20 protein-coding genes are annotated in these 24,748 nt (G+C 62.4%); 7 read left to right on the top strand and 13 right to left on the bottom strand.

All coding sequences use genetic code 11. The features are described from left to right. Positions 1–86: 86 nt before the first annotated feature. On the top strand, positions 87–1,088 hold the full coding sequence (locus tag L0V05_RS01660; protein ID WP_234867776.1) for a glycosyltransferase family 2 protein: 1,002 nt from the start codon (positions 87–89) through the stop codon (positions 1,086–1,088). On the opposite strand, the gene L0V05_RS01655 is transcribed toward L0V05_RS01660, so the two are convergent. The 6 genes from L0V05_RS01655 to L0V05_RS01630 form a co-directional block, all read right to left on the bottom strand. Next, on the bottom strand, positions 1,052–2,299 hold the full coding sequence (locus L0V05_RS01655; protein ID WP_234867774.1) for an ABC transporter ATP-binding protein: 1,248 nt from the start codon (positions 2,297–2,299) through the stop codon (positions 1,052–1,054). The genes L0V05_RS01660 and L0V05_RS01655 overlap by 37 nt on opposite strands. A gap of 1 nt (position 2,300) precedes the next feature. Further along, a complete protein-coding gene (locus tag L0V05_RS01650; protein ID WP_234867771.1) occupies positions 2,301–3,074 on the bottom strand; it encodes an ABC transporter permease in 774 nt (257 codons plus the stop codon). Positions 3,075–3,105: 31 nt separating this feature from the next. Beyond that, positions 3,106–4,437, bottom strand: coding sequence for a glycosyltransferase family 2 protein (locus L0V05_RS01645; RefSeq protein ID WP_234867769.1), 1,332 nt, complete (start codon positions 4,435–4,437; stop codon positions 3,106–3,108). Further along, positions 4,434–5,687, bottom strand: a complete 1,254-nt coding sequence (locus L0V05_RS01640) for a glycosyltransferase family 2 protein (RefSeq protein ID WP_234867766.1) — start codon at positions 5,685–5,687, stop codon at positions 4,434–4,436. The genes L0V05_RS01645 and L0V05_RS01640 overlap by 4 nt, the downstream gene beginning before the upstream one ends. 69 nt (positions 5,688–5,756) lie before the next feature. Further along, positions 5,757–6,686, bottom strand: a complete 930-nt coding sequence (locus L0V05_RS01635; RefSeq protein ID WP_234867764.1) for an NAD-dependent epimerase/dehydratase family protein — start codon at positions 6,684–6,686, stop codon at positions 5,757–5,759. A 61-nt stretch (positions 6,687–6,747) separates the two neighbouring features. Next, positions 6,748–7,806, bottom strand: coding sequence for a UDP-glucuronic acid decarboxylase family protein (locus L0V05_RS01630; protein ID WP_234867762.1), 1,059 nt, complete (start codon positions 7,804–7,806; stop codon positions 6,748–6,750). A 225-nt stretch (positions 7,807–8,031) separates the two neighbouring features. On the opposite strand from L0V05_RS01630, the gene L0V05_RS01625 reads away from it, so the two are divergent. From L0V05_RS01625 to L0V05_RS01615, 3 genes are read left to right on the top strand one after another with little or no spacing between them, the layout of a single operon-like run. After that, positions 8,032–9,480 carry an NAD(P)/FAD-dependent oxidoreductase gene (locus L0V05_RS01625; protein ID WP_234867760.1) on the top strand — a complete coding sequence of 483 codons (1,449 nt, stop codon included), beginning with the start codon at positions 8,032–8,034 and terminating at the stop codon, positions 9,478–9,480. Further along, positions 9,477–11,009 (top strand): hypothetical protein, encoded by a 1,533-nt coding sequence (locus tag L0V05_RS01620; protein WP_234867758.1) that lies wholly within the window; start codon positions 9,477–9,479, stop codon positions 11,007–11,009. The genes L0V05_RS01625 and L0V05_RS01620 overlap by 4 nt, the downstream gene beginning before the upstream one ends. A 26-nt stretch (positions 11,010–11,035) precedes the next feature. Further along, the gene (locus L0V05_RS01615) at positions 11,036–11,995 is read left to right on the top strand and encodes a glycosyltransferase (protein ID WP_234867756.1); all 960 of its coding nucleotides are present in this window, start codon (positions 11,036–11,038) and stop codon (positions 11,993–11,995) included. A 14-nt stretch (positions 11,996–12,009) separates the two neighbouring features. On the opposite strand, the gene L0V05_RS01610 is transcribed toward L0V05_RS01615, so the two are convergent. From L0V05_RS01610 to L0V05_RS01580, 7 genes are all read right to left on the bottom strand, one after another. After that, complete coding sequence (locus L0V05_RS01610; RefSeq protein WP_234867754.1) at positions 12,010–13,041, bottom strand: LacI family DNA-binding transcriptional regulator; 1,032 nt, start codon at positions 13,039–13,041, stop codon at positions 12,010–12,012. A gap of 185 nt (positions 13,042–13,226) precedes the next feature. Beyond that, positions 13,227–16,532, bottom strand: a complete 3,306-nt coding sequence (locus L0V05_RS01605) for an efflux RND transporter permease subunit (protein ID WP_234867752.1) — start codon at positions 16,530–16,532, stop codon at positions 13,227–13,229. 8 nt (positions 16,533–16,540) lie between these two features. Next, positions 16,541–17,734 carry an efflux RND transporter periplasmic adaptor subunit gene (locus tag L0V05_RS01600; RefSeq protein ID WP_234867750.1) on the bottom strand — a complete coding sequence of 398 codons (1,194 nt, stop codon included), beginning with the start codon at positions 17,732–17,734 and terminating at the stop codon, positions 16,541–16,543. 1 nt (position 17,735) lies between these two features. Then, the gene (locus L0V05_RS01595; RefSeq protein WP_234867747.1) at positions 17,736–18,377 is read right to left on the bottom strand and encodes a TetR/AcrR family transcriptional regulator; all 642 of its coding nucleotides are present in this window, start codon (positions 18,375–18,377) and stop codon (positions 17,736–17,738) included. Between the two features lie 133 nt (positions 18,378–18,510). Then, positions 18,511–19,422, bottom strand: coding sequence for a DMT family transporter (locus L0V05_RS01590; protein ID WP_234867745.1), 912 nt, complete (start codon positions 19,420–19,422; stop codon positions 18,511–18,513). Next, entirely contained in the window at positions 19,419–20,306 is an 888-nt protein-coding gene (locus L0V05_RS01585; protein WP_234867743.1) for a LysR family transcriptional regulator, read from the bottom strand. The genes L0V05_RS01590 and L0V05_RS01585 overlap by 4 nt, the downstream gene beginning before the upstream one ends. A gap of 88 nt (positions 20,307–20,394) precedes the next feature. Continuing rightward, on the bottom strand, positions 20,395–21,189 hold the full coding sequence (locus tag L0V05_RS01580) for a glycosyltransferase family protein (RefSeq protein ID WP_234867741.1): 795 nt from the start codon (positions 21,187–21,189) through the stop codon (positions 20,395–20,397). A gap of 126 nt (positions 21,190–21,315) precedes the next feature. Between L0V05_RS01580 and L0V05_RS01575 the strand changes: the two genes are divergently transcribed. The 3 genes from L0V05_RS01575 (at position 21,316) to L0V05_RS20610 (ending at position 24,731) form a co-directional block, all read left to right on the top strand. Next, a complete protein-coding gene (locus L0V05_RS01575; RefSeq protein WP_234867739.1) occupies positions 21,316–21,828 on the top strand; it encodes a hypothetical protein in 513 nt (170 codons plus the stop codon). A 208-nt stretch (positions 21,829–22,036) separates the two neighbouring features. Further along, entirely contained in the window at positions 22,037–23,530 is a 1,494-nt protein-coding gene (gene ffh, locus L0V05_RS01570) for a signal recognition particle protein (RefSeq protein WP_234867737.1), read from the top strand. A 94-nt stretch (positions 23,531–23,624) separates the two neighbouring features. Then, positions 23,625–24,731 (top strand): GNAT family N-acetyltransferase, encoded by a 1,107-nt coding sequence (locus tag L0V05_RS20610; protein ID WP_319937671.1) that lies wholly within the window; start codon positions 23,625–23,627, stop codon positions 24,729–24,731. Positions 24,732–24,748: the final 17 nt, after the last annotated feature.

Here is a 24,748-nt window from a genome sequence, read left to right as displayed (position 1 = left end):
CTAGTGTGCGTCAATGACTGACATCGATGCCATGCCTTTGGTGATCCTGCCCGTTTCCCTCCTTGCCGCCAAGAGGTGAGCCGCAAATGGCGAACCCAGAGATTTCGATAGCGGTTCCAACTTACAACTCTGCCTGGTCGATTGGCGATACGATCCGCTCCGTGCTGGCCCAGCAGTTTGCTGATTTCGAACTGATCATCGTCGATGACGGCTCGACCGACGATCTCGAGAATAGCCTTCGTGCCTTTGAAGGCGAACCGCGCCTGCGCCTCGTCCGGCAGGCAAATGCCGGTCTGGCAGGGGCGCGGAACCGTGGCCTGGCCGAGGCGCGCGCGACGCTCGTGGCCTTTCTTGATGCCGATGACATTTGGCATCCTGCCTTTCTCAAACGCACGCGCGATGCTCTTCTGGCGAATAAGGCAGCTCCCTTTGCCTATGCCTATTCCTTTCGCATCGACCGCCAGAACCGCCTCTTGTCGACGCCCGGATGGACAACGCCGCCACGGCACGATTTCGAAGGTTTGCTGGCGGTCAACTCGGTTGGCAACGGCAGCGCCTCTCTGTTTCGCCGCACTGCGCTAGAGAGTGTCGGCGGCTTCGACTCGAGCCTGCGCGATCGAGGCGCGCAGGGCGCCGAAGACTGGAAGCTGTGCCTGCAGCTTGCCGCTGTCGCACCTCCGGTGCTGGTGCCCGAGCCGCTGGTCGGTTATCGGCTTCTGCCCGAGAGCATGTCGCAGTCGGACCCTGTGCGACAATTGCGCGCCGTCAGGACCGTGCTGGCCGACATCCGCAAGACCGGCCCAACCGCCTCCGAAGGCGCATTCCGCGATGCCCGCACGACCCTGAACGGGTGGCTTCTTCCAGCGGTACTGCGCAAGGGAGAAGTCAAACTGGCGGCCCGTCTGCTGACGGAGTCCTACCTTCTCAATCCACTTTGGTTCCGGTCGCGGGAGCTCAGATCTCTGCATTGGCAGAAGCTCAAGGCCGCGCTTCACAGCGGCAACGGGCCGGTCGCGCTGGCGGACCTGACGGAGCCCGATGGCGGCCAGCCCTATTCGTTCCTTTCTCCGGTCGGGGCCGCTTCCTGATCAATCCGCCAATGGTGCGGAATATGGAGAATGCCCTGCCTTCCGCGTTCGCCGGCGACGGTCAGATGAGCGGCTGACGGAAAATAGTCATAGGCATAGTCCCAGTCGTACTGCCAAAGCCCGACGTCGATCCGATAGTCGCCTGGCAACAGATCAAGACGCTCAACTTGCAGGTCAATCCGGCATTCGCGCGTCAGGGGCGGAAGCACAATGCCGTCGGCACCGGAGTTCAGGTCGAGCAGTACCGTACCATCCTCTCGGGCGACGGCGACAGAGACATGCCAGGCCTGTTTCTCCTCTTGCGGATTGACCGTAAGGCGGAATGTCACCGGCTCTCCCGCGCCGATCCCTGTCGCCGGCAGGCCATGCCGATCGATGACCTCAATGGCGGAGACATAGATCTCTCGCGCTCCATAGCGGCCAGCATCTTCTGAAACCGCTTCTGCTGGGTCCGGGGTGCGTTGCAGCGTTTCTGCCCGCATCGATCCGATGTAGGCCTCGACCGTAGTGGGCGCGTCGCCGCTGCCGCGCAATTCGCCGTGGGCAAGCCAGATCGCCCGGTCACACCGGGTTGCGACTTGTTCAAGCTCGTGTGAGATCAGTACGATGGCACAACCACGCGCTCGGAATTCTTCGATCCGAGCCAGGCATTTCTGCTGGAACGCCAGATCGCCCACCGCCAGAACCTCGTCGATCAGCAGGATCTTCGGATCGACGTGAACGGCAACGGCAAAGCCTAGCCGGAGGCGCATACCGCTGGAATAGGTGCGGACAGGGTCGTCGATGAAATTGGCCAGTTCAGCGAAATCGATGATCCTGTCGACGCGTTCTTCCACTTCCTTGCGCAGAAGTCCGGCCAGCACGCCGTTGACGATGATGTTCTCTCGACCGGTCAGGTCGGGATGCATTCCTGTATTCAGTTCGAGAAGCCCGTTGACGGGTGCCGAGGTTTCGATGCGCCCCTCGTCGGGGCGCATGACCCCCCCCATCAGCCGCAGCAATGTCGACTTGCCAGCCCCGTTCCGACCGATGACCCCCAGCATCTCGCCAGGCGCAACGTCGAAGGAAACGTGGCGAAGCGCCCAGAACCGCTCGCTCGTCGTCGTCCTGCCAAATCCGTTCTCGACCCACCGGCGGAACGATCGAGGCTCCTGTCCGGTGCGGTGGCGAAACGCCTTGCCAAGATCCGCGACGTGAAGCGCGGGCCCCATCTCAGACCTCCTCAAGGAAGTCGGCACTGGCTGCCCGGAAATACCGCCAGGTCAGCGCCAGCGCGACCGATCCGCCCAGGAACACCAGCACAAGGGGCGTCCAGTCAGGCCAGCCGCCCTGGATAAGCACCGTCCGATAGGATTCGACCAGAGTGACAAGGGGGTTGACCGCGAGTACGGCGCGCGCGCGATCGGGGACGGCCGCGTAATCGTAGAAGATTGGCGTGGCAAACATGAAAAGCTGCAGCAGGATCGGCACAATATAGCCAAGATCGCGGAACCGTACGTTCAGCGCGGCGACCAGAAAGGCGATGGCAAGAATGACCACGAGCTGGCACAGCATGATGATCGGCAGCGTCACCAAGGAAAGCCCGGCTTGCGATCCCTCAGCCAGCAGGACCAGAAGCAGCACCGGCAGAGTCAGGCATAGGGTCAGCAGGTTCGACATGGCCGAAGCAACCGGCAGGGCTGCCACAGGAAAGCGCGGCTGACTGATGAGGCTCTGATTGCCTACGATGCATTCCACGCTTTCAGAAACGGTTGCCTGGAACCATGTCCAGGCCACGAGCGCCACGAAGACATGCGAGGCATAGTTCGGTATCGCCAGGGGCATCACGAAGGTGAACAGGAAATAGAAGGTCATCAGGAACAGCACCGGGGCTGCGACTGCCCAGACCACGCCCATCAGCGTCGTGGTGTAGCGCCCGCGCTGGTCGCGCCACACCAGGACACGGATCACGTCGCGCAGATGCATCAGATCGCGGGACGATGGCATGCTCATCCGAGCAGCCCTTGATTGTGCGGGATCATCCGTTCCTCCCGCTGCTATTTGGATTCTTGCCCTTTGCGCTTAGCGCCCCCGGCGAACTGAATGCAAGGCGGATTGCCGTGAGCCCCTTGAAATAGCCCCTGACCCAGTCCCAAAGTTGTGGGTCGGCCCTTCCCCTCAGCTTCAGATATGGCTGCTTCATGATGCGTTTGATGTGCCAAGCCGGGATTGTGATGAATGCGCGAAATAGGTCGCCCCAGTCGCGGTTTTCGCCGAATTGCGCGAACAGTGCCACCAAATGCCCGGCGCTATAGCCGTAGGCCTGCTTGCTCATCGCGTCTTGATCTCGACGGTGGTCATGGCGCACGACAGACAGAGGCTCATAGACGATCGAATGCCCGGCAAATAGCAACCGATGCCAGAATTCGGAATCCTCGCTTCCGCCGACCGAGCGACCCGGCCCTACGGCCTCGTTGAACCCGCCGATGGCGTCACTGGCTGACCGGCGCACCGCCATATTGGCACCAGCACCGATGGTCCAGACGGGAACGCCTCTCCAGCCGCCGCGAACGAAGTCTTGACCGAAGCGCAGCGGTACAAAGCCCATGCCGCCGAAGCCCAGATCGAACTGGAACGAAATCTGCGACTGCGTATCCAGCGCAAGCGGCAGGACCAGTCCGCAAACGACCCCAACCGAGGGGTCTGAAAACGCGCGCAGGATCGGTTCCACCCATCCGGGTTCGGGCCGCACGTCATCATCGACGAAGATGACGACATCGCCCCGCGCCTCGCGGATTGCGGCATTGCGCGCGCGGCTGAGCCCCGGCACCGTCTCGGAGACGTAGCGGACGTGGGGATATCGGCGGACGACAGCCTCGGTTTCCGCATCCGGGCCATTGTCCACGACGATGACTTCGCGAGAGCCGTCGCATTCGGCAGCGATCGATGCGAGGCATTCGGCCAGTTGCTGCGGGCGGTGTCTGGTGCAAATGGCCACCGTTCCCGTAACTGGCGCAGGGCGGCTTCGGCGATGATCGAGTGCCGCATCTAGCCTTGCAAGCGCGTCCTCGGGAAGTTCGCGCAACGGGAACCAATAGGCGGCGTCGGCCCGCGGGGTCCAGGCCGGCATTTCCATGCCCGGGGAAAGCTGCAGCCATTGCTTCGCGAAGTACGCAAGTGTACCGGCGGCGCGAGGAGCGACCTCCGCCCCCTTGAGCGGCATCTCCTCGGGCAGAAATCGATCATACCCGATCACCGCGCCCCTATATCGATAGACGGCAAATATCGCATTGGCCGATGGGGGGGGCGTAACCTCAGAGGGGGGATCGGTCAGTTCGATGTGAACGATGTACCAAGGCGCGACACTCATTGCAGCACCTTTGCCTTGCGTTCTGCAATCCGCTTCTGCGACCGTCCGTATTCGCCGAAGTAACCCTTTACCGCACCAATCATTTCTGCCCAGACGAAGGACGGAAAATAGCCTCCCCGACCGCGAAGCGACCTTAGCATCTGCCGGACAAGATGGCCGGCATACCATCTGAGCAGCCGTTTGTGCTGCGGCCGCATGGAAGGATCCTGCGCCCAGTTCTTGGTCCACAGGGCCATCAGGCCAGCGCCCCAACTGCCATATTGCTTGCGAAGACCGGGGATATCGCGGCGATGCTCGTGATGAACCAGGATCCCCCCCGCGTAAACCAGCGGCCTACCTGACCGAACGACCCGGTAGAACATGTCGATGTCGCCGCCTCCGGGAAGCGGCGGGCCGGTATCGAGCGCTTCATCGAATAGTCCGAGTTCGCGCAGCACGGCGGTAGAATAGACCATGCAGGCACCCGTGCCGAACATGCCCGATCCGGCGGGATAGATCGCATCACCCCATTTCCTGCTGGCGTAGCGCTTCCAGAAGAACCCCTTGCCGAACCCGCCCGCCCATTCGAAACGCAGCTGCGCCTCGGTTTCCAGCATCATCGGCAGGATCGGACCGGTGAAACAGCCGGCATCGGGGCAGCGTTCGATTTCTTCAGCAAGCCGGTCAAGCCAGTAGCGATCGACAACGGCATCGTCGTCGACATAGGCAAGCCAGGCGCGGTTGGTGCTGGCGATGGCGCGGTTGCGGCCAAAATCGAGGCCGGGAACTGGCTCCACCGCGTAGCGCACGCCGGGGAATTCCGCGACCGCGTTGCGGGTGCTGTCATCTGGCGGGGCGTTGTCGACCACCAGAAGATCGACCGCCGGCCCATGATCCAGCCGTGCATCGCGCATGGCAATGAGCGAGCCGAGACAACGACGCAAGAGATCTGCGCGGTTGCGTGTACAGACAACGACGGTCAGATCAGGAGTTCGCGCAGGGCGGGTGCGGTTCTCCAGGGCAAGCCGGACCTTCATCTGGTCAATCGCCTGACCGGCCTGTTTGTGGATTCGGTCCTCGACAACCGATATGGGTATAGAACCACTGTATTCGTAGCGGGGAAGCCAGATGCGGCTGACCGGATGGCCCCGATAACGCACGATCATATGCGCGCCGTTAACCTCGGGCGCCATTTCTATGGCTGCGACCGGATCCGTTATCTCCTGGTCAAGCATCACATAAGGCGGCTTGAGCCGCTCGCGATCCCACATACTTGTCCGCTCACATGTCTATTCGAAACCGGACAGCACCAAGCGATGGCGCTGCACTCACAAAGTCTATCACGCTGCGGATTGCGAGAGGGCGGGCATGTCGACCGGATCGAGCGGACGTCCTCGTTTCTTGAGGATCTCAAGGTAGCGACGCAACCCATCCATCAGGCGTATTTCGGCCTGCCAGCCAAGCACCTCGGCGGCGCGGGCCGGATTGCCGCAGAACCCTTTGACATCGAAGCTGCGCGCAGGAAGAACTGTGACAGAAGACCGCGACATCGCGACTTCGAGTGACAGGCGGGCAAGCTCGCCCAGCGAAGTCGCCACACCCGTCGCCAGATGCACGGTCGGAAGCTGCTCGGTGCCGTCTGCGAGCAGCTTGGCTGCCATCACGAGGCCGCGTGCGGTATCGTCAACATGGACGAAATCGAAGAAGGCGTTCACGCCCGACAGGCGCAACTCCTCCCCCTTGTATGAACGCCACAGAAGCGAAGGGACCGCTCGATCTGGGTGGTCGTGGACCGTACCGTAGACGTTGGACAGACGGACAATGGAAACCGAAAGTCCGTTTGCACGTGCGGCCTCGATCATCCGTTCACCCGCGGCTTTGGAGCGGCCGTAGGTATTGACCGGCTGCATCGGCGCAGATTCCGATACCGGCACGATTTCCGGGTCGCCATATACTTCGCGCGAACTTGCAAACACCAGCCACGGCCTGCGGAGCCGCTGGCCCATGACATCCAGCAGGACGCGTGTCCCGGCGATGTTGACGTCGTCGCACAGCGCCGGAGCTGCCTCGCCCCAAGCGACACGTGACACCGCCGCCAGATGCATGACGCCGTCACAGCCCTCCATGGCCGCAGCCAGGGCCGAGGCGTCGCGGATATCACTGCCATCATCCGTGATGTCGAATTTCACGACCGTATGGCCGTCGGTCGCAAGACGGGCGACGACTTCTCGGCCGATCAACCCAGAGCTTCCGGTAACCAGCACTTTCATGTGCGTGTCTCCGCGTTCTTCTTTGTTACTGCGTGGTGGTCAGCGAAAGCCTTCACCGGGCTCACTGGGTTCCGGACCGGACGAAGATCGGCGTAACGACATCGCCCCGCCTCGGGTCCGAAGTTTCAATCCGATCGTTCTTTCCCTGCGAAAGGACAGTTTCGAAATATCGGATGGTCTTGGCCAGCCCATCAGTCAGGCGGACCGTCGGAGTGAAGCCAATTGTTTCCTTTGCGAGGCTAATGTCCGGACGGCGCTGGCGGGGATCATCTGCAGTTGCCGGAAGATTCACGATCTCAGATTTCGAACCAGTCATGGCAACGATCAATTCGGCCAGGTCGCGAACTGTGATTTCCTCCGGATTTCCGAGGTTCATGGGCCCAGTAAAGCTGTCTGGCGTCGCCATCATCCCCATAAGTCCTGTGACGAGGTCGTCTACGTAGCAGAAGGAGCGAGTCTGCAATCCACCTCCGTAGATTGTGATCGGCTCATTCTGCAGGGCCTGCAGGATGAAATTCGAAACCACGCGCCCGTCATTCGGCAGCATGCGCGGACCGTAGGTATTGAAGATTCTGACGACCTTGATGCGGACATTGTGCTGTCGACGATAGTCGAAGAACAGCGCTTCTGCGCAGCGCTTGCCCTCGTCGTAGCACGAGCGCGGACCGACAGGATTGACGTTGCCCCAGTAATCTTCCGCCTGCGGATGGACCAGCGGGTCGCCATAGACTTCGGATGTCGAGGCCTGGAGGACCTTCGCGCGGCAGCGCTTAGCGAGGCCAAGCATGTGCAATGCGCCCATGACTGACGTCTTTGTCGTCTTGACCGGATCGAATTGATAATGGATCGGGCTAGCTGGGCAGGCGAGGTTGTAGACCTCGTCAGCCTCGACAAAAAGTGGCTGCGTCACATCATGGCGTAGCAATTCGAAATTCGGCCTGCCCAACAATTTTGCGACATTGTTTCGTCTGCCGGTAAAATAATTGTCCACGCAAAGGACATCATTTCCCTGATCAACAAGACGTTCGCAAAGATGGCTACCGATGAAGCCTGCACCGCCAGTTATAACAATTCTTTTTTGCATCATCGTCCAACCAGTTACAAAGAAGTTGAAGATCATCTAACTCCACGGAACAATGCTACTGCAGCAACGATTCGTGAATACCCAGATTTCGAAACGATCTTCGTCGGAAAAGTCTGTTGTCGGAAGGGCGAAAATGTCTTCTTCTGCCGAATATTGATGCGAAGACGGAAGGGTTATGGCGCGTGATTGTTTGTTCGGTTGCAGTGCCCGTGCTGAATTCTTTTTAAGGTTGAGTGGCCCCGTGAATTGGAAGGTTCCGAAGTGAAAGTTCTGGCAGTCATTGGTGGCGGTCCCGCAGGACTTACGGCCGCGCATCAGGCGCAGGAAATCGGACTTCCACTGCACCCTGTCGTGCTGGAGGCCCGCGATCTGGTGGGCGGAATTGCGCGAACAGAGAGCCATGCCGGCTTCCGGTTCGACATCGGCGGCCACCGCTTCTTCACCAAGGTGCCTGAGGTCGAGCGCATCTGGGAAACGATTTGCGGGGACGACTTTCTGACACGTCCGCGGCAGAGTCGCATCTTCTTTCGCGGCCGGTTCTTCGACTATCCGCTCAAGATCGCCAACACCTTGCGCCAGCTTGGCGTCATCGAAACCTCGCGGGTGTTGGCCAGCTATCTTCGCTGGCGGATTTTCCCGTATTCTCGGGAGGATACACTCGAGGAGTGGGTGACGAACCGGTTCGGTGACCGGCTCTACCGGATGTTCTTCAAGACCTATACCGAGAAGGTCTGGGGTGTTCCCTGCACCGAGATCCGCGCAGACTGGGCGGCGCAGCGTATCCGCAACCTGTCGCTGACCAAGGCTGTCTGGAACGCGCTGACAGGGGCGAATGACACCGCCAGCCTGATCGAGGAATTCCGCTATCCCCGCCTGGGTCCGGGGATGATGTGGGAGAAGATGCGGGACAGGATTGTTGCAGACGGAGGCGAGGTACGCACTGGCGTGTTTGTGCGGCACGTGTTGCGCGATGGTTTCCATGTGACAGCTCTCGAGATCGACCAGCCCGATGGACGAGGCGGACGCGAGATCGTCCAGATGCCGGTCGATGAAGTGATCAATTCAATGGCGTTGCGCGATCTTCTGCTATCCCTCGATCCGCCGCCGCCCCCGGAAGTTCTCGCTGCGGCGCGGCAACTCAAGTATCGGGATTTCCTGATCGTAGTGCTGATTCTGGATCGCGCAGCGCCCTTTCCCGACAACTGGATCTATGTCCATTCAGACGAGGTCACTGTCGGTCGTATCCAGAACTTCGGGGCATGGTCGCCCGAGATGTTGGCGCGTCCGGACCATGCCGCGATTGGGATGGAGTATTTCCTGAACGTGACGGATGCGATGTGGGCAGAGCCGGATGAGGATCTGGTCCGCAAGGCCGCAAAGGAACTCGAGGCGATCGGCCTCGCGCCCGCTGACTCGGTGATCGATGGTTGCGTCATTCGTGAACCGAAGGCGTACCCGGTCTACGATGCCGATTACATGACGGCGCTGGACGTGATCCGAGGCTGGCTGGACAAGTTCCACAATTTGCAGACGGTCGGACGTAACGGGTTGCACCGCTACAACAACCAAGACCATTCGATGCTGACCGCCATGTTGGCGGCACGCAACCTGATGGGCGAAAGCCACGACCTGTGGCAGGTGAATGTCGAGCGCTCCTACCATGAGGAGTTCACCACGGACCAGCGGCAGAAGACGACGCTTGCGGCATGAAGGCACGAACGGTAAGCCAGACGCGTGTCCCGGCCCAAAGTGCGGTATCCTGGCGTACGATATTGGCGGTCGCAGTCGCTCTGATCTGCGCGATTTCAGTCTATGGCTTCAACGGCCGGGCAACGTTCTATTACGACACCGAAGGCTATCTGGAGGCAGGCAAACAGGTGTTGTCCCTGTTCGGAGCCGATCTTGTCGCCACTTCGGTTGAAACGGGCGCGGAGATTGCTCCTGCAAGTGAATCTTCGACGACGGCGACTGTCGCTTCGACCCATGATGCTCCCGCGGACAACACGACGGTCGGCAGCCGATCGGCAGTTTATGCGGCGGTGCTCGCCCTTTTCGCATGGCTTGGGAATGTGGACTTCGCCGTGGCCGCGAATCTCGCGATCTTCTGGCTTGCGGTCTGGATCGTCGCGAAGGTTGCGGTCCGCGGCATCGGGTTGGAGGGGCGTCCGGCAGAGGTCGCGGCAAGTCTGACGGTGGCAGGTGCGCTTGGATCACTTCCGTTCTATGTCGCGTTCCTGATGCCTGATTTGCTGGCACCGGTCCTGATCCTGATGCTCGCGCTGCTGACGGCGTTCCTCAGGCAATTGCGTGCGAGCGAGATTGTCCTCTCGATTGCCGTCGCGATCGCCGCAATTCTGGCGCATCCGTCCCATCTTATGATCGCGGTGGTGATGATCCCACTCTGCGTACTCATGGCCCCAGCTGCGGTGGGTCATCGCTGGAAGATCGCTGCGCTCTGTGCGCTTCTTGTGGGCGGTGGTTTGGCCGAACGGTTCATCTTTTCCAGCGCGGTCAATGCCATCCGCCATTCTCAGGTCATCTATCTGCCCTTCCTGACGGCCCGCCTGGTCGAGGACGGTCCGGGCCGCGACTATCTTGCCGCTCATTGTCCCGATCCGGCATTGGCGACCTGTGCGCTTTATGAGCAGCTCGAGCGACCGGGAGATCGAAGCTACCGCTTCGACGCACCGGTCATCCTGTTTTCGTCCGACCCGAATGACGGTTCATATGCACTTCTGTCGCCGGACATCCGTGCCAAGGTGGCCGCAGAGCAACTGGAGTTCGGCCTGCGAACGTTCCTGTCCGCGCCTCTTGCCGTTACCGGGGCGCTGGTTGCCAACACCATCGACCAGTTGCATCTGGTAAGCGTCGATATGACCATCCCGACGCCTGACATGGTCGGTTCGATTTTTTCCCGTCCGACCTATCTGACGCCGGACCATGCCGATGGGAGATTGCTTGGCCCGAGCAGGGGCTGGATCAGTTGGGTTTCGTCCCTTCACGCCGCTGTCTATCTCGGATCGCTGCTTGGCCTCCTGATCGTACTGCGGCGATCGGAAACACCGGAGTCCCTGCGCCTGTTCATTGTGACGGTTCTTCTGGGTCTCATCGCCAATGCCTTCATCTGCGGGGCGATATCCGAGCCGGCCTCGCGCTACGGCGCGCGCGTGGGTTTCCTGCTGCCCTTGACGCTGGCGCTCGCGGTTTGGCCCCGTAGCACTCGAAGGGTCAGCCTTTGACCGATCGACAGGGCATTTCCGTGATCATGCCGGCCTACAACGCCACGCGGTTTCTCGACCGTTCCCTTGCCGCGGTATTGACCTTGCAGCGACAGGGAACTGTCGAAGAGGTAATCGTTGTCGATGACGGATCGACCGATGGCACGGCCGCGCAGGCACGTGATCTTGGGGCAAGGGTCATTCAGATGGCCCATCAGGCCGGTCCGGCTGCCGCGCGCAATCGCGGTTCCAAGGAGGCGAGCGGCCAGATCCTCTGGTTCGTCGACTCCGATGTTGCCGTTCATCCCGACGCGGGCGAGGTCATGCAGAAGCTGATGGTCGATCCGACGCTGGTTGCAGCCTTCGGCAGCTACGATACTAACCCGCCCGAGCCGGGCTGGCTTTCGCGCTACAAGAACCTGATCCACCATTTCTATCACACGCAGGGCGCTGGCGAAGCGACGACTTTCTGGGCCGGATGCGGCGCCGTGCGCGCCGATGCCTTCAGGGCTGTCGGCGGCTTCGATGCCGCGAGATACCGCTACCCGTCGATCGAAGACATCGAACTTGGCGATCGGCTGCGCCATGTTGGCCGAATCCGTATCGAACCAGCACTGCAGGCGACGCATCTCAAGCGCTGGCGCATCGTCAATGTCCTGCGGACCGACATCCTGCATCGTGCGCTGCCATGGTCACGCCTGATCCGTGAACGCTCCGGTCTTGCTGATACGTTGAACATTTCGCGGCTCGAACGTCTTCGCGCGGGGCTGGCCGGGCTTTTTGCCCTCAGTTGCCTCACGCTAGTTGCTGATGCCGGGCTCTGGCCGCTGCCTCTTGTCCTGTTCGTGTCCGCGATCCTTGCAAATTGGCGGTTGGCGCTGTTCCTGAACCGCCAAGGTGGCCCGATCTTTGCCCTGTTCGGCCTGGTCTGGCACCAGCTCTACTACATCTATGCCTCGGCCACCTATGTCTGGTGCATGTTCGAGGCGAGGCTTGGGCGCCGCTGAGTGAGCGGCGCGTGTCAGGCCGAGGCACGCAGAATCAACTCGCCCCCGATCAGAAGATGTTCGGCACGTGGTTTCTGTTCGCTGTTGGCGATCCGGGCCAGAAGCAGGCGGATGGCCGCGCGGCCCATCTCTGCGGTGTTCTGCTGGACCGTCGTCAGCGGGGGCCAGATGTATTCCGACAGGGGCTGATTGTCATGGCCAGCGACGCGATAGTCGCAGTCGGGGCCGAGGCCGACCTTCAAACCAGCTTGATTCACCGCCGCCAGCAGGCCGAAGGCGACACGGTCGTTGCCGCAAAGGATCGTGCGGGTCGGAAACCCGCCGCTTGCCAGGATGCGATTGGTCTCATCGAAGGCGTAGCGTTCGAAGTCCCAACTGACCGAGGGATTCAGGGGCACCAGCACTGGCTCCAGCCCGCGCTGGCGCATGGTCGCGAGATAGGCCTCGCGCCGGTCGCGGGCGTTCGAATTCACGTCCGGCATGTCGAAATAGCAGGGCCGGTCCCCCAGGCGCGTCAGATAGTCGGTGATCAGCGCCATGGACTGGGCGTTATTGGTGCCGACAAAGGTCTCTTCGCCATCGAAGGGCGCATCCATGAATACAACGGGAATGCGCTGCGCCAGCGCCTTGACCTTTGCCCGATGGGCATCGTCGCCGCGAACAGGGACCATGATGACCCCCGCGACGTTCAGGGATCCAAGCGTTTCAAGCGCTTCGGCTTCAAGTTCGGCGCGCCCATCCGAGGAAAAGACGAAGGGCATGTATCCGGCTGCGGTCGCTTCGGATTCGATCCGGCGGCGCAGGCCGGTGAAGAAGGGATCAAGCGAACTGGGGAAAATCAGGCCGATGATCTTGGTCCGGCGGCGGTTGAGGTTCACTGCGAAAAGGTTCGGGCGAAACCCCGTCGCCTTCAGGCCGATCTCGATCTTCTCGCGCACCTTCGGTCGAACCGAAGCGGGATCCTGAAAATACTTGGAGACCGTCGGGCGCGACAGGCCGACGCTGGCCGCGAAATCCTCCATCGTCCGAACCGGTCTCGTTGTCATCGCCCCCTCCTGCCGGATCACGCCCGGCCTCCTGGCGTATGGTCGTTGGTGGCAGGTTGCCCCGGTCTTGTCAAATTCCAACTTTCCCCGAGAAAAGTTCAGGATTTACGTGTCAATTTCAGGGTCGCAAACAAAAGCACCAGCCGAAGCCGGTGCCTTGTCACATGTTCATTGTATCGGACGATCTATTCCGCGACGTGCAGGGTCGTTGATCCTCGCCTGCCGGCCTGACCTGCCTCGATCTCCGCGATCCGGTTGCGGAGGGCCGCGATTTCGCCGGCGCCTTCCTCGATCCGAGCCGCAAGTTCCGCGTTTTCGGGCACCTCCGGCTCCTGCTCCTTCGGCCCGATCAGCCGGCTGAACATCCAGGCCAGCAGGCGGGACAGATCATCCATGATCAGGAAGAAGGACGGCACGACCACTAGGCTGAGAACGGTCGAGACGATGATGCCCCCGATCACCGCAATGGCCATCGGTGCCCGGAACGCCCCTCCTTCGCCCACGCCAAGTGCCGAGGGCAGCATGCCTGCCGACATCGCGATCGATGTCATGACGATCGGCTGCGCCCGCTTGTGACCAGCCTCGATCACCGCAGCCAGGCGGTTCATGCCCTGGTTGCGCATCTCGATGGCGAAGTCGATCAGCAGAATGGCGTTCTTGGTCACGATCCCCATCAGCATCAGGATCCCGATTAGCACCGGCATCGACACCGCGTTATTGGTCAGGATCAGCGCCGCCGCGACACCGCCGATGGCAAGCGGCAGCGAGAACAGGATGGTGAAAGGCTGGATCACGCTGCCGAACAGCAGGATCAGCACCGTCAACACCAGCATCAGCCCCATGACCATCGCATTGCCGAAGGACTGCGTCAGTTCTGCCTGAACTTCGGCATCGCCGGATTCCTGCACGCGGACGGTTGGCGGCAGTTCGGTCTGGGCCAGCACCTCCTTGAAGCGGTCCGTCGCCGTGCCAAGCGCCACACCGACGGGCAGGTTGGCCCCGATCGTCGCGCGCCGCTCGCGGTTCAGGCGATCGACAACGCTCGGTCCTTCGGCGATGGACACTTCGGCCACGGAACTCAGAGGTACGGCGGTTCCGGTCGAGGTATTGACCTTCAGCGCCGCAATGCGTGCCAGATCGGCGCGCGAGGCATCGTCCAGACGGACCCGTACCGGGATAAGACGGTTGTCGATCGACAGCTTGGCCAGTGCCGAATCCACATCGCCGATCGTCGCCACGCGGACGGTGTTGGCGATGTCATTGGTCGTCACGCCAAGCCGCGCCGCTTCTTCTACCAGCGGCCTGATCTGGATTTCCGGCCGGGGAAGGGCGCCCTCGGACGAGACGTTGGCAAGCAGGGGATCGCCGCGCAGCTGCTCTTCAAGCCTAGCCACCGCCTCGTTCAGGTCCGCTTCGTTCGACGAAAGGATCGAGAAGGAGATGTCGCGTTCGCCCCGGTCGTTCAACTTGAACGCGCGGATGTCGGGAATGGCCGACAGCCTGTCAAAGACTTCTGCTTCGATCTGGTTCTGCGGTCGTTCGCGTCCTTCGCTCTTCATCTCAGGCACCATGCCCCCGATGACAGGAATCTCGCGCGCCAGCGAAACCAGCCGGTGCACGAGCGAATGGTCAAGCTTCTCCAGGATGACCGTCACGCTGGCACGCCGGACGTCGAGGTCGCCCGTGGGTGATGAGCCGCCCAGGATGAAAATGCTTTCGACCCCGTCGATATCCTTCAACTCGGCAAAGATGCGGTCCGTCGCGCGTTCCGTATCGTCCAGCGTCGATCCGGGTGGCAACTCGACGCTGACCGGTATGCGGCTGACATCTTCGGGAGGGATGAAGCTGCCCGGTACCTTCGCCATGAAGTAAACCGAGACGATCAGGACGGCGATCGCAGCCACCAGCGTTACATAGCGAGACGGAATGAACAGGATCCGGCCGCCCGCGCTCTTGCGCACGAACCAGAGGTAGGCGCGCATGATCCGGCCATCGCCCTTGTGCTCCTCCATCGCGTCCTTGGCCCGCATCAGGTAGGCGGCCATCATCGGGGTGATGAGGCGCGCCACCAGCAGCGAGAACAGGACAGCGATGGCGACAGTCAGGCCGAACTGGCGGAAGTACTGGCCGGGAATGCCGGGCATGAAGCTGACGGGCACGAACACCGCCACGATCGTGGCCGAGGTCGCGATCACGGCCAGGCCGATCTCGTCGGCCGCCTCGATCGAGGCGCGGTAAGGCGTCTTGCCCATGCGTATGTGCCGGGCGATGTTCTCGATCTCCACGATGGCATCGTCGACCAGGATCCCCGTCGCGAGCGTGATCGCAAGGAAACTCACGAGGTTCAGCGAAAAGCCAAGGAGGTCCATCAGCCAGAACGTGGGCACCGCCGAAAGTGGTAGCGCAACCGCGGCGATGAGTGTGGCGCGCCAGTTCCGCAGGAACGCCAGCACCACTAGGACCGCGAGGATCGCGCCTTCGATCAGGGTATGCAGCGCCGCTTCGTAGTTTCCGAAGGTGTAGAACACCGTGTCATCAACCGGCTCGATCGAGACCTCGGGATTTTCCTTCCTGATGTCGTCCAGGACCGCATTCGTCGTCCGAGAAACGCTGACTTCCGACGCGCCTTTCGCCCGGAACACGGCGAACACCACCACCGGTTCGCCATTGAACCGTGCGAAGGAACGGAGCTCTTCGCTGGTGTCTACCACCGAGCCAAGATCCGACAGGCGCACGAAGCGCCCATTTCCGATGGCGATCGTGGTGTTTGCGAGGCTATCGACAGTCGAGGCGTCGCCCAGAAGACGGATTGCCTGCTCGCCCGTGCCGACTTCTGCGCGGCCAGCGCCAAGGTCGGTATTGGTCGCACGCAGCTGGGCACTGACGGAGCCGGCCGTTATGCCGAAACTGTCCAGCTTTATAGGGTCAAGCTCGATCCGGATTTCGCGGTCTGCGCCACCATAGCGGTCGACGCGTCCGATGCCGGACCTACCTTGAAGCGCCCGCTTTACTGTGTCGTCGACGAACCATGAAAGCTCTTCGACAGACATGTTGGGAGCCTTGACCGCGAAGGACATGATCGCCTGACCTTCAACGTCGATCTTGGTGACGATTGGTGCGTCGATGTCCCCCGGCAGGTCGCCGCGGATTCGGTCAACCGCATCCTTCACGTCCTGCACGGCCTGGTTGGTTGGCGTTTCGATGCGGAACTCGACAAGGGTCTGCGACTGGCCGTCTGTGACCGTCGAGGTGATGTTCTTCACCCCGCTGATGCCAGCGACGGCATCCTCGATTTCCTTGGTGACCTGCATCTCCATCTCGGCCGGCGCCGCGCCCGACTGGGTCACGGTGACGGCGACAAGCGGCACATCGATGTTCGGAAACCGGGTGATCGGCAGCGTGTTGAAAGACTGCCAACCCAGCACCATCAGCATCATGAAAAGCAGCAGAGGTGCGATCGGCTTTCGGATGGCCCAGGCTGAGAAGTTCATGGTGTCCCTCAGTTGGTACCGACGGTTTCGGGAACAGGCTTGATATGGTCGCCGTCGCGGACGAAGGACGCCGCCTTCGTCACGACCAGATCGCCTTCGTTCAAGCCAGAGACGACCTCGACCAGGCCGTCCTCGCGGATGCCGAGTTGGACCGGAACGCGCGACACGACGCCATCCGTCACCTTCATCACCGTAGCGCCCGAGGCCGCCGCACCAACAGCAGTGACGGGGATCGCAAGCGTATCGCGTTCAGCGACGAGGATGTCTGCGTCCATGAACATGCCCTGACGCACCGCGTCGTTCCTGTCCACGGTGATGCGGGCACGCCCAAGCCGCGTACCGGTGTCGATGACCGGATCAACCAGCCTGATGGTACCCGACAGGGGCTCGCTCAGCCCGACAGCTCGCAGCGTTGCGGGCTGACCGGGCTGCAGTTTTGCGACAAGCCGTTCGGCCACGTCGGCACGCAGTTCCAGTTCACCATCGCGGACAAGTGTGAACATCGGGTCTCCAGCCGCAGAGGCGATCGCCCCGACCATGGCATTGCGCTCGACCACGGTACCGCCAACGGGGGCCACGACTTCTGTCCGCGTCAGTTCGAGATCGAGATTTTCGATCTGGGCCTGCACGACCTTGACCTGCGCTTTCGCCGCCTCGAGCATCTGGACGGCAACCGTCACTCCGGCCTGGGCCGCAACGGCATTGGCAGATGCCGTATCCGCCGCCGCCTGCGAGGCAGAACCCTGCGCGCGAAGTGCGGCCGTGCGCTCATTGATGCGCTTTGCATCGTCCGCCTTGGCTTTCGCTTCCAAGAGCTGCGCTTCGGCCTGGGCGACCTGCGCCTGAGCCGTCGCGAGCGACGCTTCGAACTGGCTTTCCTGCAGCAGCAGGGTGGAATCCGAAAGTTTGGCCAGCACTTGCCCTGCCGAGACCGTGTCTCCGACATCGGCGTTCAGGGTCTCGATGGGTTGCCCCTCGATCAACGGCTGGACCAGCACCGTCTCGACCGGGGCGACCAGCCCCGAGGCGACAACGCGATCGCGCAGGTGAACCATCCTGGCGGCAGAAACGGTGATGGCGGGAAGTGTCACATCCTTCGGCGCGCTCGCCGCGTCTTCGGCCCACACAGCACCGCCTGAAAGAACCGGCAGGGTGGCAAGCAATGCCGCCAGACCGAAAGAGAGAGAACGAAACTGCCTCATGTCAAACCTTCACGTCGTCGTTTGAAATCTCGTCAAGCACTTGATCTATTGTTCGCAGGACCAGCCCGGTCAGATCAGGACCATTTCCTGCCGCGCGCTGAGGACGCCGCAATGCGACGCGGGTGCTGGCGCCCTTGACCAGAAGCATCAGCAACTCGATATGGGCTGTATAGCGTTCTCTGGCGGTCTCGAAGTCGATGCCCTTGGCGCTTGCGATGGTGCGCAGCAGGCTTTCGTGCACCGCCATTTCCATCCGGCAAACGACCTCGGCCACATCGCCCTTGCGCAGCGCGGCCGCCGTGATCTCGGCCCAGATCTGACCCTCGCCCGAGCATTCGCATTCAATCACGCGCCTTTGCGCGGCCAACCGCAAGCCGTCGAACGGGTTCGGCATGCTCTGGATCGCCGCGAAGTCGCGCTCGACCTCAGCCACATCCTTTTCAATGAGCGCCGCAACGATCGCCGACTTGGACGGGAAATAACGGTAGAAGTTGCCCACGCTCATGCCGGTCGCGCGCGCCAGATCCTGCATCGACGCACCATCGAAGCCCTTCTCGATGAAGGCGGTTCGGACGGCCTGCAGGATGTCGGCTTGTCGGCTGTCCTGGATCGGGGGGCGGAAGTCGGGGCTGTGTGCGGTCATGTTGGATTTGCAATCCGGGATTTGGGCGGGAGGCGGCAGATTTTTGCCGCAGAGCGGCGTGAATGAACATTCATTCTCTGACGTCAATGCGACAGGACGTCAAGTGCCAAAGAAATATGCGGTGTGCATTATTTCATGCCGTGGGACTTTCGCGCCCGTTCTCCAGCAGCATGAACAGGGCGATAGCGGTCAGGCAGACACCGACAATCACAGTCATGGGCGGATGCGCCGCGCCAAGTGCCATTTGCCACAGTATCACCCAACTGGGGACCAGATAGGTATAGGCCATGACCTTTGAGGCAGGCAGCCGCAGCGAGGCGAATTGCAGCAGCACAAAGCTCATCGCCGTGGCGCAGATCACCAGATAGCCCATGACGAACCAGAACAGGGCGGGCAGGGCGGTCCAGTCGGTCTGGCGGATAGCAGCCAGTCCCCAAAGCAGAAGAACGCCGCTCCCGGCCAGAAGCGTGCCGAAGGTGAAGGTCAGCGCTGGCTCGCCGCGGTTCAGTCTCCGGACCATTGGCGTATAGGCGGCATGGGCCACGCAGCCGAGAAAATAGATCGCCTCGCCCGGACCTATCTCGAAGCGCAGCGCAGCCTGTGGGTCGCCCCGGAAGATGACCCAGAGTGCCCCCAATGCGCCGATCGCCAGCGCTGCGGCGATGCGCCCGGACAGCTGCTGGCGCAGCAGCAGACGGCCAAACCCGGCTGCCATCGCCGGGGTCAAGGTCAGAACCGCAGCCGCCGAAACCGGATCTGCGGTCTTCAGACCCTCGAACATCAGGACAAAATAGATCGAAAGAAGCAGCCCGAGAACCAGATAGCGCCATGGCGCGGACAGGTCGCTGCGCCGTACGGGCGTTGTCGCAAGGGCGGCTGCCCCGATCACACCCGCCGCCAGAACGAAACGCACTGCACTCAGCGCGGCCGGATCTGCCATCGGCGCAACCAGAACACCAAGCGAAAAGGACCCGGCAATCAGCGCCGAAAAGGCAAGCATCGCCACATGGCCGGCCCAGGTCGTACTCGGCCTGGAAGGTGTCATAACCCCTTCCAGTGCCGCGCCGCTTCTTTCAGATGGCTGACGAACGCCTGCACCTTTGTCGTGCGATGCAGATCGACATGGGTAACAAGCCAGAGCGTGACTTCCCACTCCGGCAGCGGCGGCATCACCTCGATCAGCCTGTCGTCGCCTTCTGCCTCGGCTGCCGAGATGAAGCCGATGCCTGCACCTTCGCGGATCGCCTCCATCAACGCTGCCTGGTCCGATGCGACAAAGGTAAAGTCTTCGGGTGCGACGCGTTCGGCCAGCCATCGGTGGAATGGCGCTCGCGACGCCGGCGTGTTCACCCCGATGAAACGGTGACCGCGAAAATCGGCCGGCGAGGACGGAATGCCATTCTCGGCCGCATAGCTTTTCGAGGCATAGAGCCCGGTATGAATCCGGCTCAACTGCTGGACGACGTTGTCGGGTTCCTCCGGCATCGCTCCGGCCCGGATCGCGACATGCGCCTCGCCGTATTCCAGCCGGAACAGCCGCGAGTCGACGAGAAAGCGGATACGGACGGCCGGGTGAAGCTTCTGGAAGCTGACGAAGACGGGGGTGAGGACAGGGGACAGCCCGCCGATCGAGGTGACGACGAGCTCACCCGTCACCGTATCGCCCCGCCCGCGCAGTCGGCCTGAAAGCTGTGCGAACTGGTCGTCGGTCGCCTGCGCAACCGTCTGCAGGTCGCGCCCGGCTTCTGTCGGGGTGTAACCGCGCGCATGGCGCTGGAAAAGCTTTGTTCCAAGCCGCTTTTCCAGCGCGTCGATATGGCGGATGACCGTCGCGTGATGGACGCCAAGCACCTCGGCTGCACCTGAAACGGTGCCTAGGCGGGCAACCTGGTAGGCCGTCCGGATCTCGTCCCAGTTGTCAAAGGACATAACGAACTCCGTCGCCGGCATGTGCCGGATTTCGTGCAATTCTGCGAAGGGTTAGCGCCAATCGTGCGGACTACAAGGGAAAACCGCCCTATTGCCCGCGCGCGCCTCCCTGTGCTGCTTCGGCGGCGAGGAAGGCCGCGACCGGATCATCGCCTTGGGCCGGATCGCGCAGCCCGATCGCGTGCCATTCCTCCTGTCTGGCTCGACGCTCTTCCGGAAGGATTGCTGCAAGATCGTCGAGCCGCTCGGTCGCGCCACGGAGATGTTGTAGCAGCCGGTGCGAATGAAGGATGGTCGGACGGGCATCGAGCGGTTCCCAGGCATCCAGTTCCGTCACCCGGCGCAGGTTGAATTCGGGCGGCAAGACGTAGAAGCGCAGGTCACTGCGCCAGAGGACATCACGGAAACTCGGCTGGTCGCGGTCGAGACCCGCGGCGTGATAGGCCGCCTGCCATTCGGTCAGGAACCGCGCCATCGGTTCGGACCTGCGATACAGCAGGACCCCGCAATTCATCTGCGGAAAGGCATAGGGCACGGTCTCGCCCGTTCCTGTCCGGATCAGGTCGGACGTCCGGCGCACGTCATGTGCCACGGCCAGATCGAAGCGGTCGAGCACATCGAAAAGATCGCCGAGCGGGGCAAGGCCGAGGGTGTCGCAGTCGAGATACAGCGTGCGTTCGAACCGCGAGGCGCCGAGGCTTGCCAGTTTGGCCGTTGGACCGTCGGGAATTGCCGCGATCCGGTCGAACAGTCCAGGTTCGGGGGCAAGGTCGGTAAAGAGGTCAATCTCAAGGCCAGGATTGAGCGCCTTCAGGCTTTGGGCCGACCGCTGCGCAAGGTCCAGATAACCCGCTCCCTTCGCCACATAGATCACGCCTTGCATCCCGCCGTCCCTCTGTTCGGTCTCTTGCGGCTAAGGTTGACTGCGCCGCCGATCCGTCAAGGGCGGCCGTGCTGGCGCCGGCATCGTATCGGCGCTATCGCTTTCCCGAGGTGGCGAGGGCTCATCATGCGCGTTGTCGAGAATACACCGGAACGACTTGTGCTGCGCGACATTCCCCTTGGTCCCGGCGCTGCCCTTCTGGCTGTGGCGCTTTTGCCCATGCTCTGGGGATGGGCGCTGGCGCGGGCAGGGCAGATGACGGGTGGCCTCTTTCTGATCGGCTTCGGGGTCATCATCTTCCTCGGCTGTTTCGGTGTCTTCGTACAGGTGCTTACCGTGCGGCTCGACCGTGCAGCCGATCACGCAGAGATCACGCAGACAGGCATATTTGGGCGTCGTCAGACGATCCATTCGCTTGCCGATCTGACGGGCGCGACGCTCCAATCGACGCTTATCAGGCGCAAGCCCGGCGACAGGATCGGCAAGGCCGGCCGCCGCCTGCCACCCGAGCCGCGCGTTTGGCGGACCGCGCTCGTTCGGCGCGATGGCACTCACCTGCCGCTGACCGAAGCCTATGGCAGCCAGAAGACCGCCGGTGCCCTTGCCGCCGCGCTGAATGGCTGGTTCGGCGCAGACTGAACGTGTGGTCGGTCGGCTTCCAGCTTGACTCCCGCACCACTCGGGCGTATCGCGCTGCGGAATTCCCCGGAGGCTTGCCGCTTCCGGTCCCATGGGCAATGCCCGGGATCGCCATCCGTCAGCGCGTTGCGCCCACGGGTGCGCTCCGGCTTTGTATCATGTCCCTGCAGCCCCATATCGGGGCAAACGCGAACGATGAGGTGCCGCGATGTTCGAGAACCTGTCAGAACGCCTTGGTGGCGTATTCGACCGGCTGACCAAGCAGGGCGCCTTGAGCGAAGCAGATGTCGCGACCGCGCTCCGTGAGGTTCGCACGGCGCTGCTTGAGGCCGACGTTTCGCTGCCCGTTGCGCGCGACTTCGTCAAGCGGGTGCAGGACAAGGCCACCGGCCAGGCAGTGACGAAATCGGTCACGCCAGGCCAGCAGGTCGTCAAGATCGTCCATGACGAGCTGGTGCATGTCCTTGCGGGCGACGGCCCGGCCGACGCGCTGAAGATCGACAACCCGCCTTCGCCACTCCTGATGGTTGGTCTGCAAGGCTCGGGCAAGACGACGACGACCGCGAAGCTCGCCAAGCGGCTGAAGGAAAAGAACGGCAAGCGGGTGCTAATGGCCTCGCTCGATACCAACCGCCCGGCGGCGATGGAGCAACTGCAGATCCTCGGCGCGCAGATTGGCGTCGATACCCTGCCGATCGTCAAGGGCGAGACGGCGGTGCAGATCGCCAAGCGTGCCAAGACGCAAGCCTCCCTCGGCGGCTACGACGTCTACATGCTCGACACCGCCGGGCGGCTCCATATCGACGAAGTCCTGATGGACGAGGTGCAGGCGGTCCGCGATGCGGTGAACCCGCGCGAGACGCTGCTGGTTGTCGACGGCCTGACCGGTCAGGACGCCGTCAACGTCGCCACCGAATTCGACGGCAAGGTTGGCATCACCGGTGTCGTCCTGACCCGGATGGACGGCGACGGGCGCGGCGGCGCGGCCCTGTCGATGCGCGCCGTCACCGGCAAGCCGATCCGCTTCGTCGGCCTTGGCGAGAAGATGGATGCGCTCGAAACATTCGAGCCCGACCGGGTTGCGGGCCGCATCCTCGGAATGGGCGACATCGTCGCGCTGGTCGAGAAGGCGCAGGAAACCTTCGAGGCCGAACAGGCCGAGCGCATGGCGAAACGCTTCGCGAAGGGCCTGTTCAACATGAACGACCTGAAGATGCAGCTTGACCAGATGTTGAAGATGGGCGGCATGCAGGGCCTGATGGGCATGTTGCCCGGCATGGGCGGCATGGCGAAGAAGGCCGAGGAAGCGGGCTTCAACGACAAGATGCTGCGCCGCCAGATCGCGCTCATCAACTCGATGACCAAGAAGGAACGGGCGAACCCCGATCTCCTGCAGGCCAGCCGCAAGAAGCGCATCGCCGCGGGGGCAGGCCTCGACGTGGCCGAACTGAACCGGCTTCTCAAGCAGCACCGCCAGATGGCGGACATGATGAAGAAGATGGGCAAGGGCGGCATGATGAAACAGGCGCTCAAGTCCATGCTGGGCAAGGGCGGCATGCCCGACCTGTCGAAAATGTCGCCCGCCGAGCTCGAAGAAACCGCCAAAGGCATGCGCGAAGGCATGTCGGGGATGCCGCCCATGGGCATGCCGCGCGGCCTGACCCTGCCCGCGGGCCTGTCGGGGCTGATGAAGAAGAAATGATGCCCTCCGCCCGACCCAACGAATTTTCTGGCGAAAATTCCCCTGAAGCCCCGAATTTTCGTATGAAAATTCGCGCTCTGCGGATGCGTTGCGCATGATCGCCCGTCCGCCGCTTGTCCAGCACGCCACCGCGCCGGTTCTTGAGACCGCTCGCCTGCGTCTGCGCATGCCGCGGTATGACGATTTCGCGCATCGGCTTACCTTCCTCGCCGCCGACCGGGCGAAGTGGGAAGGCGGGCCGTTCACCACCGAACAGGCCTGGCGCATCTTCGCCTCCGAGGTCGGGCAATGGCCGCTGATGGGCTTCGGGCCGTTCTCGATCGATGACCTGGTGACGGGCGAATATCTGGGTGAGGTCGGCATCTATCAGCCGGAGGGCTATCCCGAGCCCGAGCTGGGCTGGTTCGTCACTGAACCGGCCGAAGGCAAGGGGATTGCCGCCGAAGGGGCGCAGGCCGTGATGGCCTGGGCAGCGGCGACCTTCGGCTGGGACCATATCGACAATTACATCGATCCCGGCAACGACCGCTCGATCGCGCTCGGGCTTCGTCTCGGCGGTCGAAAGGTCGATGCGCCGGGCGCGGACCCGACTGACGTCGTCATCCGTCACGACCTGACCCGGCTCCCTTCCAGCCCCGAATTTTCGTACGAGAATTCGCGCCCCCCCGTCGCCCTGGCCGGCACTCCGGTTCTTCAGACCGAACGGCTGATCCTGCGGGCGCCCCGCCCTGGCGACTTCGAGCCTTGCGCCGCATTCCTGACTTCGGACCGCGGCCGCTACGTCGGCGGCCCGCTGTCCCGGCCGCTGGCCTGGCGCGCGATGGGGCACTTGACCGGCCATTGGGTGCATCGCGGCTTTGGCATGTTCATCTTCGCGACCCGCGAGGCGCCTGACACGCCGCTCGGCATGGCGGGCCCCTGGTTTCCCGAAGGCTGGCCCGAGCATGAGATCGGCTGGTCGGTCTGGGCGCCCGAGGCCGAAGGCAGGGGCTATGCCTTCGAGGCCGCCCGTGCCGCGCGCGACTGGGCCGTCCGCGCGCTCGGCTGGACCGACATCGTCAGCTACATTGCGCCGGACAATGCCCGGTCGATCGCGCTGGCGGAACGCCTTGGCGCCCGCCTCGACCCCGGTGCGCCGACGTTCGACTACGACAAACCGATTCATGTCTACCGCCATCCCCGGCCGGAGGTGCGGCAATGACCGTCCGTCTCGCTCCT

It is taken from the genome of Alitabrizicola rongguiensis (genome assembly GCF_021491355.1).
Classification (GTDB): domain Bacteria; phylum Pseudomonadota; class Alphaproteobacteria; order Rhodobacterales; family Rhodobacteraceae; genus Aliitabrizicola; species Aliitabrizicola rongguiensis.
The sequence above is the reverse complement of the archived record's forward strand: the minus strand, read 5'-3'. Positions and strand labels throughout refer to the sequence as shown.

What these genes read in the sequence shown, in the direction of transcription:
- L0V05_RS01660 (WP_234867776.1), top strand. Translation starts at nt 87, where the DNA reads ATGGCGAACCCAGAGATTTCGATAGCGGTTCCAACTTACAACTCTGCC.
- L0V05_RS01655 (WP_234867774.1), bottom strand. Translation starts at nt 2,299, where the DNA reads ATGGGGCCCGCGCTTCACGTCGCGGATCTTGGCAAGGCGTTTCGCCAC.
- L0V05_RS01650 (WP_234867771.1), bottom strand. Translation starts at nt 3,074, where the DNA reads ATGCCATCGTCCCGCGATCTGATGCATCTGCGCGACGTGATCCGTGTC.
- L0V05_RS01645 (WP_234867769.1), bottom strand. Translation starts at nt 4,437, where the DNA reads ATGAGTGTCGCGCCTTGGTACATCGTTCACATCGAACTGACCGATCCC.
- L0V05_RS01640 (WP_234867766.1), bottom strand. Translation starts at nt 5,687, where the DNA reads ATGTGGGATCGCGAGCGGCTCAAGCCGCCTTATGTGATGCTTGACCAG.
- L0V05_RS01635 (WP_234867764.1), bottom strand. Translation starts at nt 6,686, where the DNA reads ATGAAAGTGCTGGTTACCGGAAGCTCTGGGTTGATCGGCCGAGAAGTC.
- L0V05_RS01630 (WP_234867762.1), bottom strand. Translation starts at nt 7,806, where the DNA reads ATGATCTTCAACTTCTTTGTAACTGGTTGGACGATGATGCAAAAAAGA.
- L0V05_RS01620 (WP_234867758.1), top strand. Translation starts at nt 9,477, where the DNA reads ATGAAGGCACGAACGGTAAGCCAGACGCGTGTCCCGGCCCAAAGTGCG.
- L0V05_RS01615 (WP_234867756.1), top strand. Translation starts at nt 11,036, where the DNA reads ATGCCGGCCTACAACGCCACGCGGTTTCTCGACCGTTCCCTTGCCGCG.
- L0V05_RS01610 (WP_234867754.1), bottom strand. Translation starts at nt 13,041, where the DNA reads ATGACAACGAGACCGGTTCGGACGATGGAGGATTTCGCGGCCAGCGTC.
- L0V05_RS01605 (WP_234867752.1), bottom strand. Translation starts at nt 16,532, where the DNA reads ATGAACTTCTCAGCCTGGGCCATCCGAAAGCCGATCGCACCTCTGCTG.
- L0V05_RS01600 (WP_234867750.1), bottom strand. Translation starts at nt 17,734, where the DNA reads ATGAGGCAGTTTCGTTCTCTCTCTTTCGGTCTGGCGGCATTGCTTGCC.
- L0V05_RS01595 (WP_234867747.1), bottom strand. Translation starts at nt 18,377, where the DNA reads ATGACCGCACACAGCCCCGACTTCCGCCCCCCGATCCAGGACAGCCGA.
- L0V05_RS01590 (WP_234867745.1), bottom strand. Translation starts at nt 19,422, where the DNA reads ATGACACCTTCCAGGCCGAGTACGACCTGGGCCGGCCATGTGGCGATG.
- L0V05_RS01585 (WP_234867743.1), bottom strand. Translation starts at nt 20,306, where the DNA reads ATGTCCTTTGACAACTGGGACGAGATCCGGACGGCCTACCAGGTTGCC.
- L0V05_RS01580 (WP_234867741.1), bottom strand. Translation starts at nt 21,189, where the DNA reads ATGCAAGGCGTGATCTATGTGGCGAAGGGAGCGGGTTATCTGGACCTT.
- L0V05_RS01575 (WP_234867739.1), top strand. Translation starts at nt 21,316, where the DNA reads ATGCGCGTTGTCGAGAATACACCGGAACGACTTGTGCTGCGCGACATT.
- ffh (WP_234867737.1), top strand. Translation starts at nt 22,037, where the DNA reads ATGTTCGAGAACCTGTCAGAACGCCTTGGTGGCGTATTCGACCGGCTG.
- L0V05_RS20610 (WP_319937671.1), top strand. Translation starts at nt 23,625, where the DNA reads ATGATCGCCCGTCCGCCGCTTGTCCAGCACGCCACCGCGCCGGTTCTT.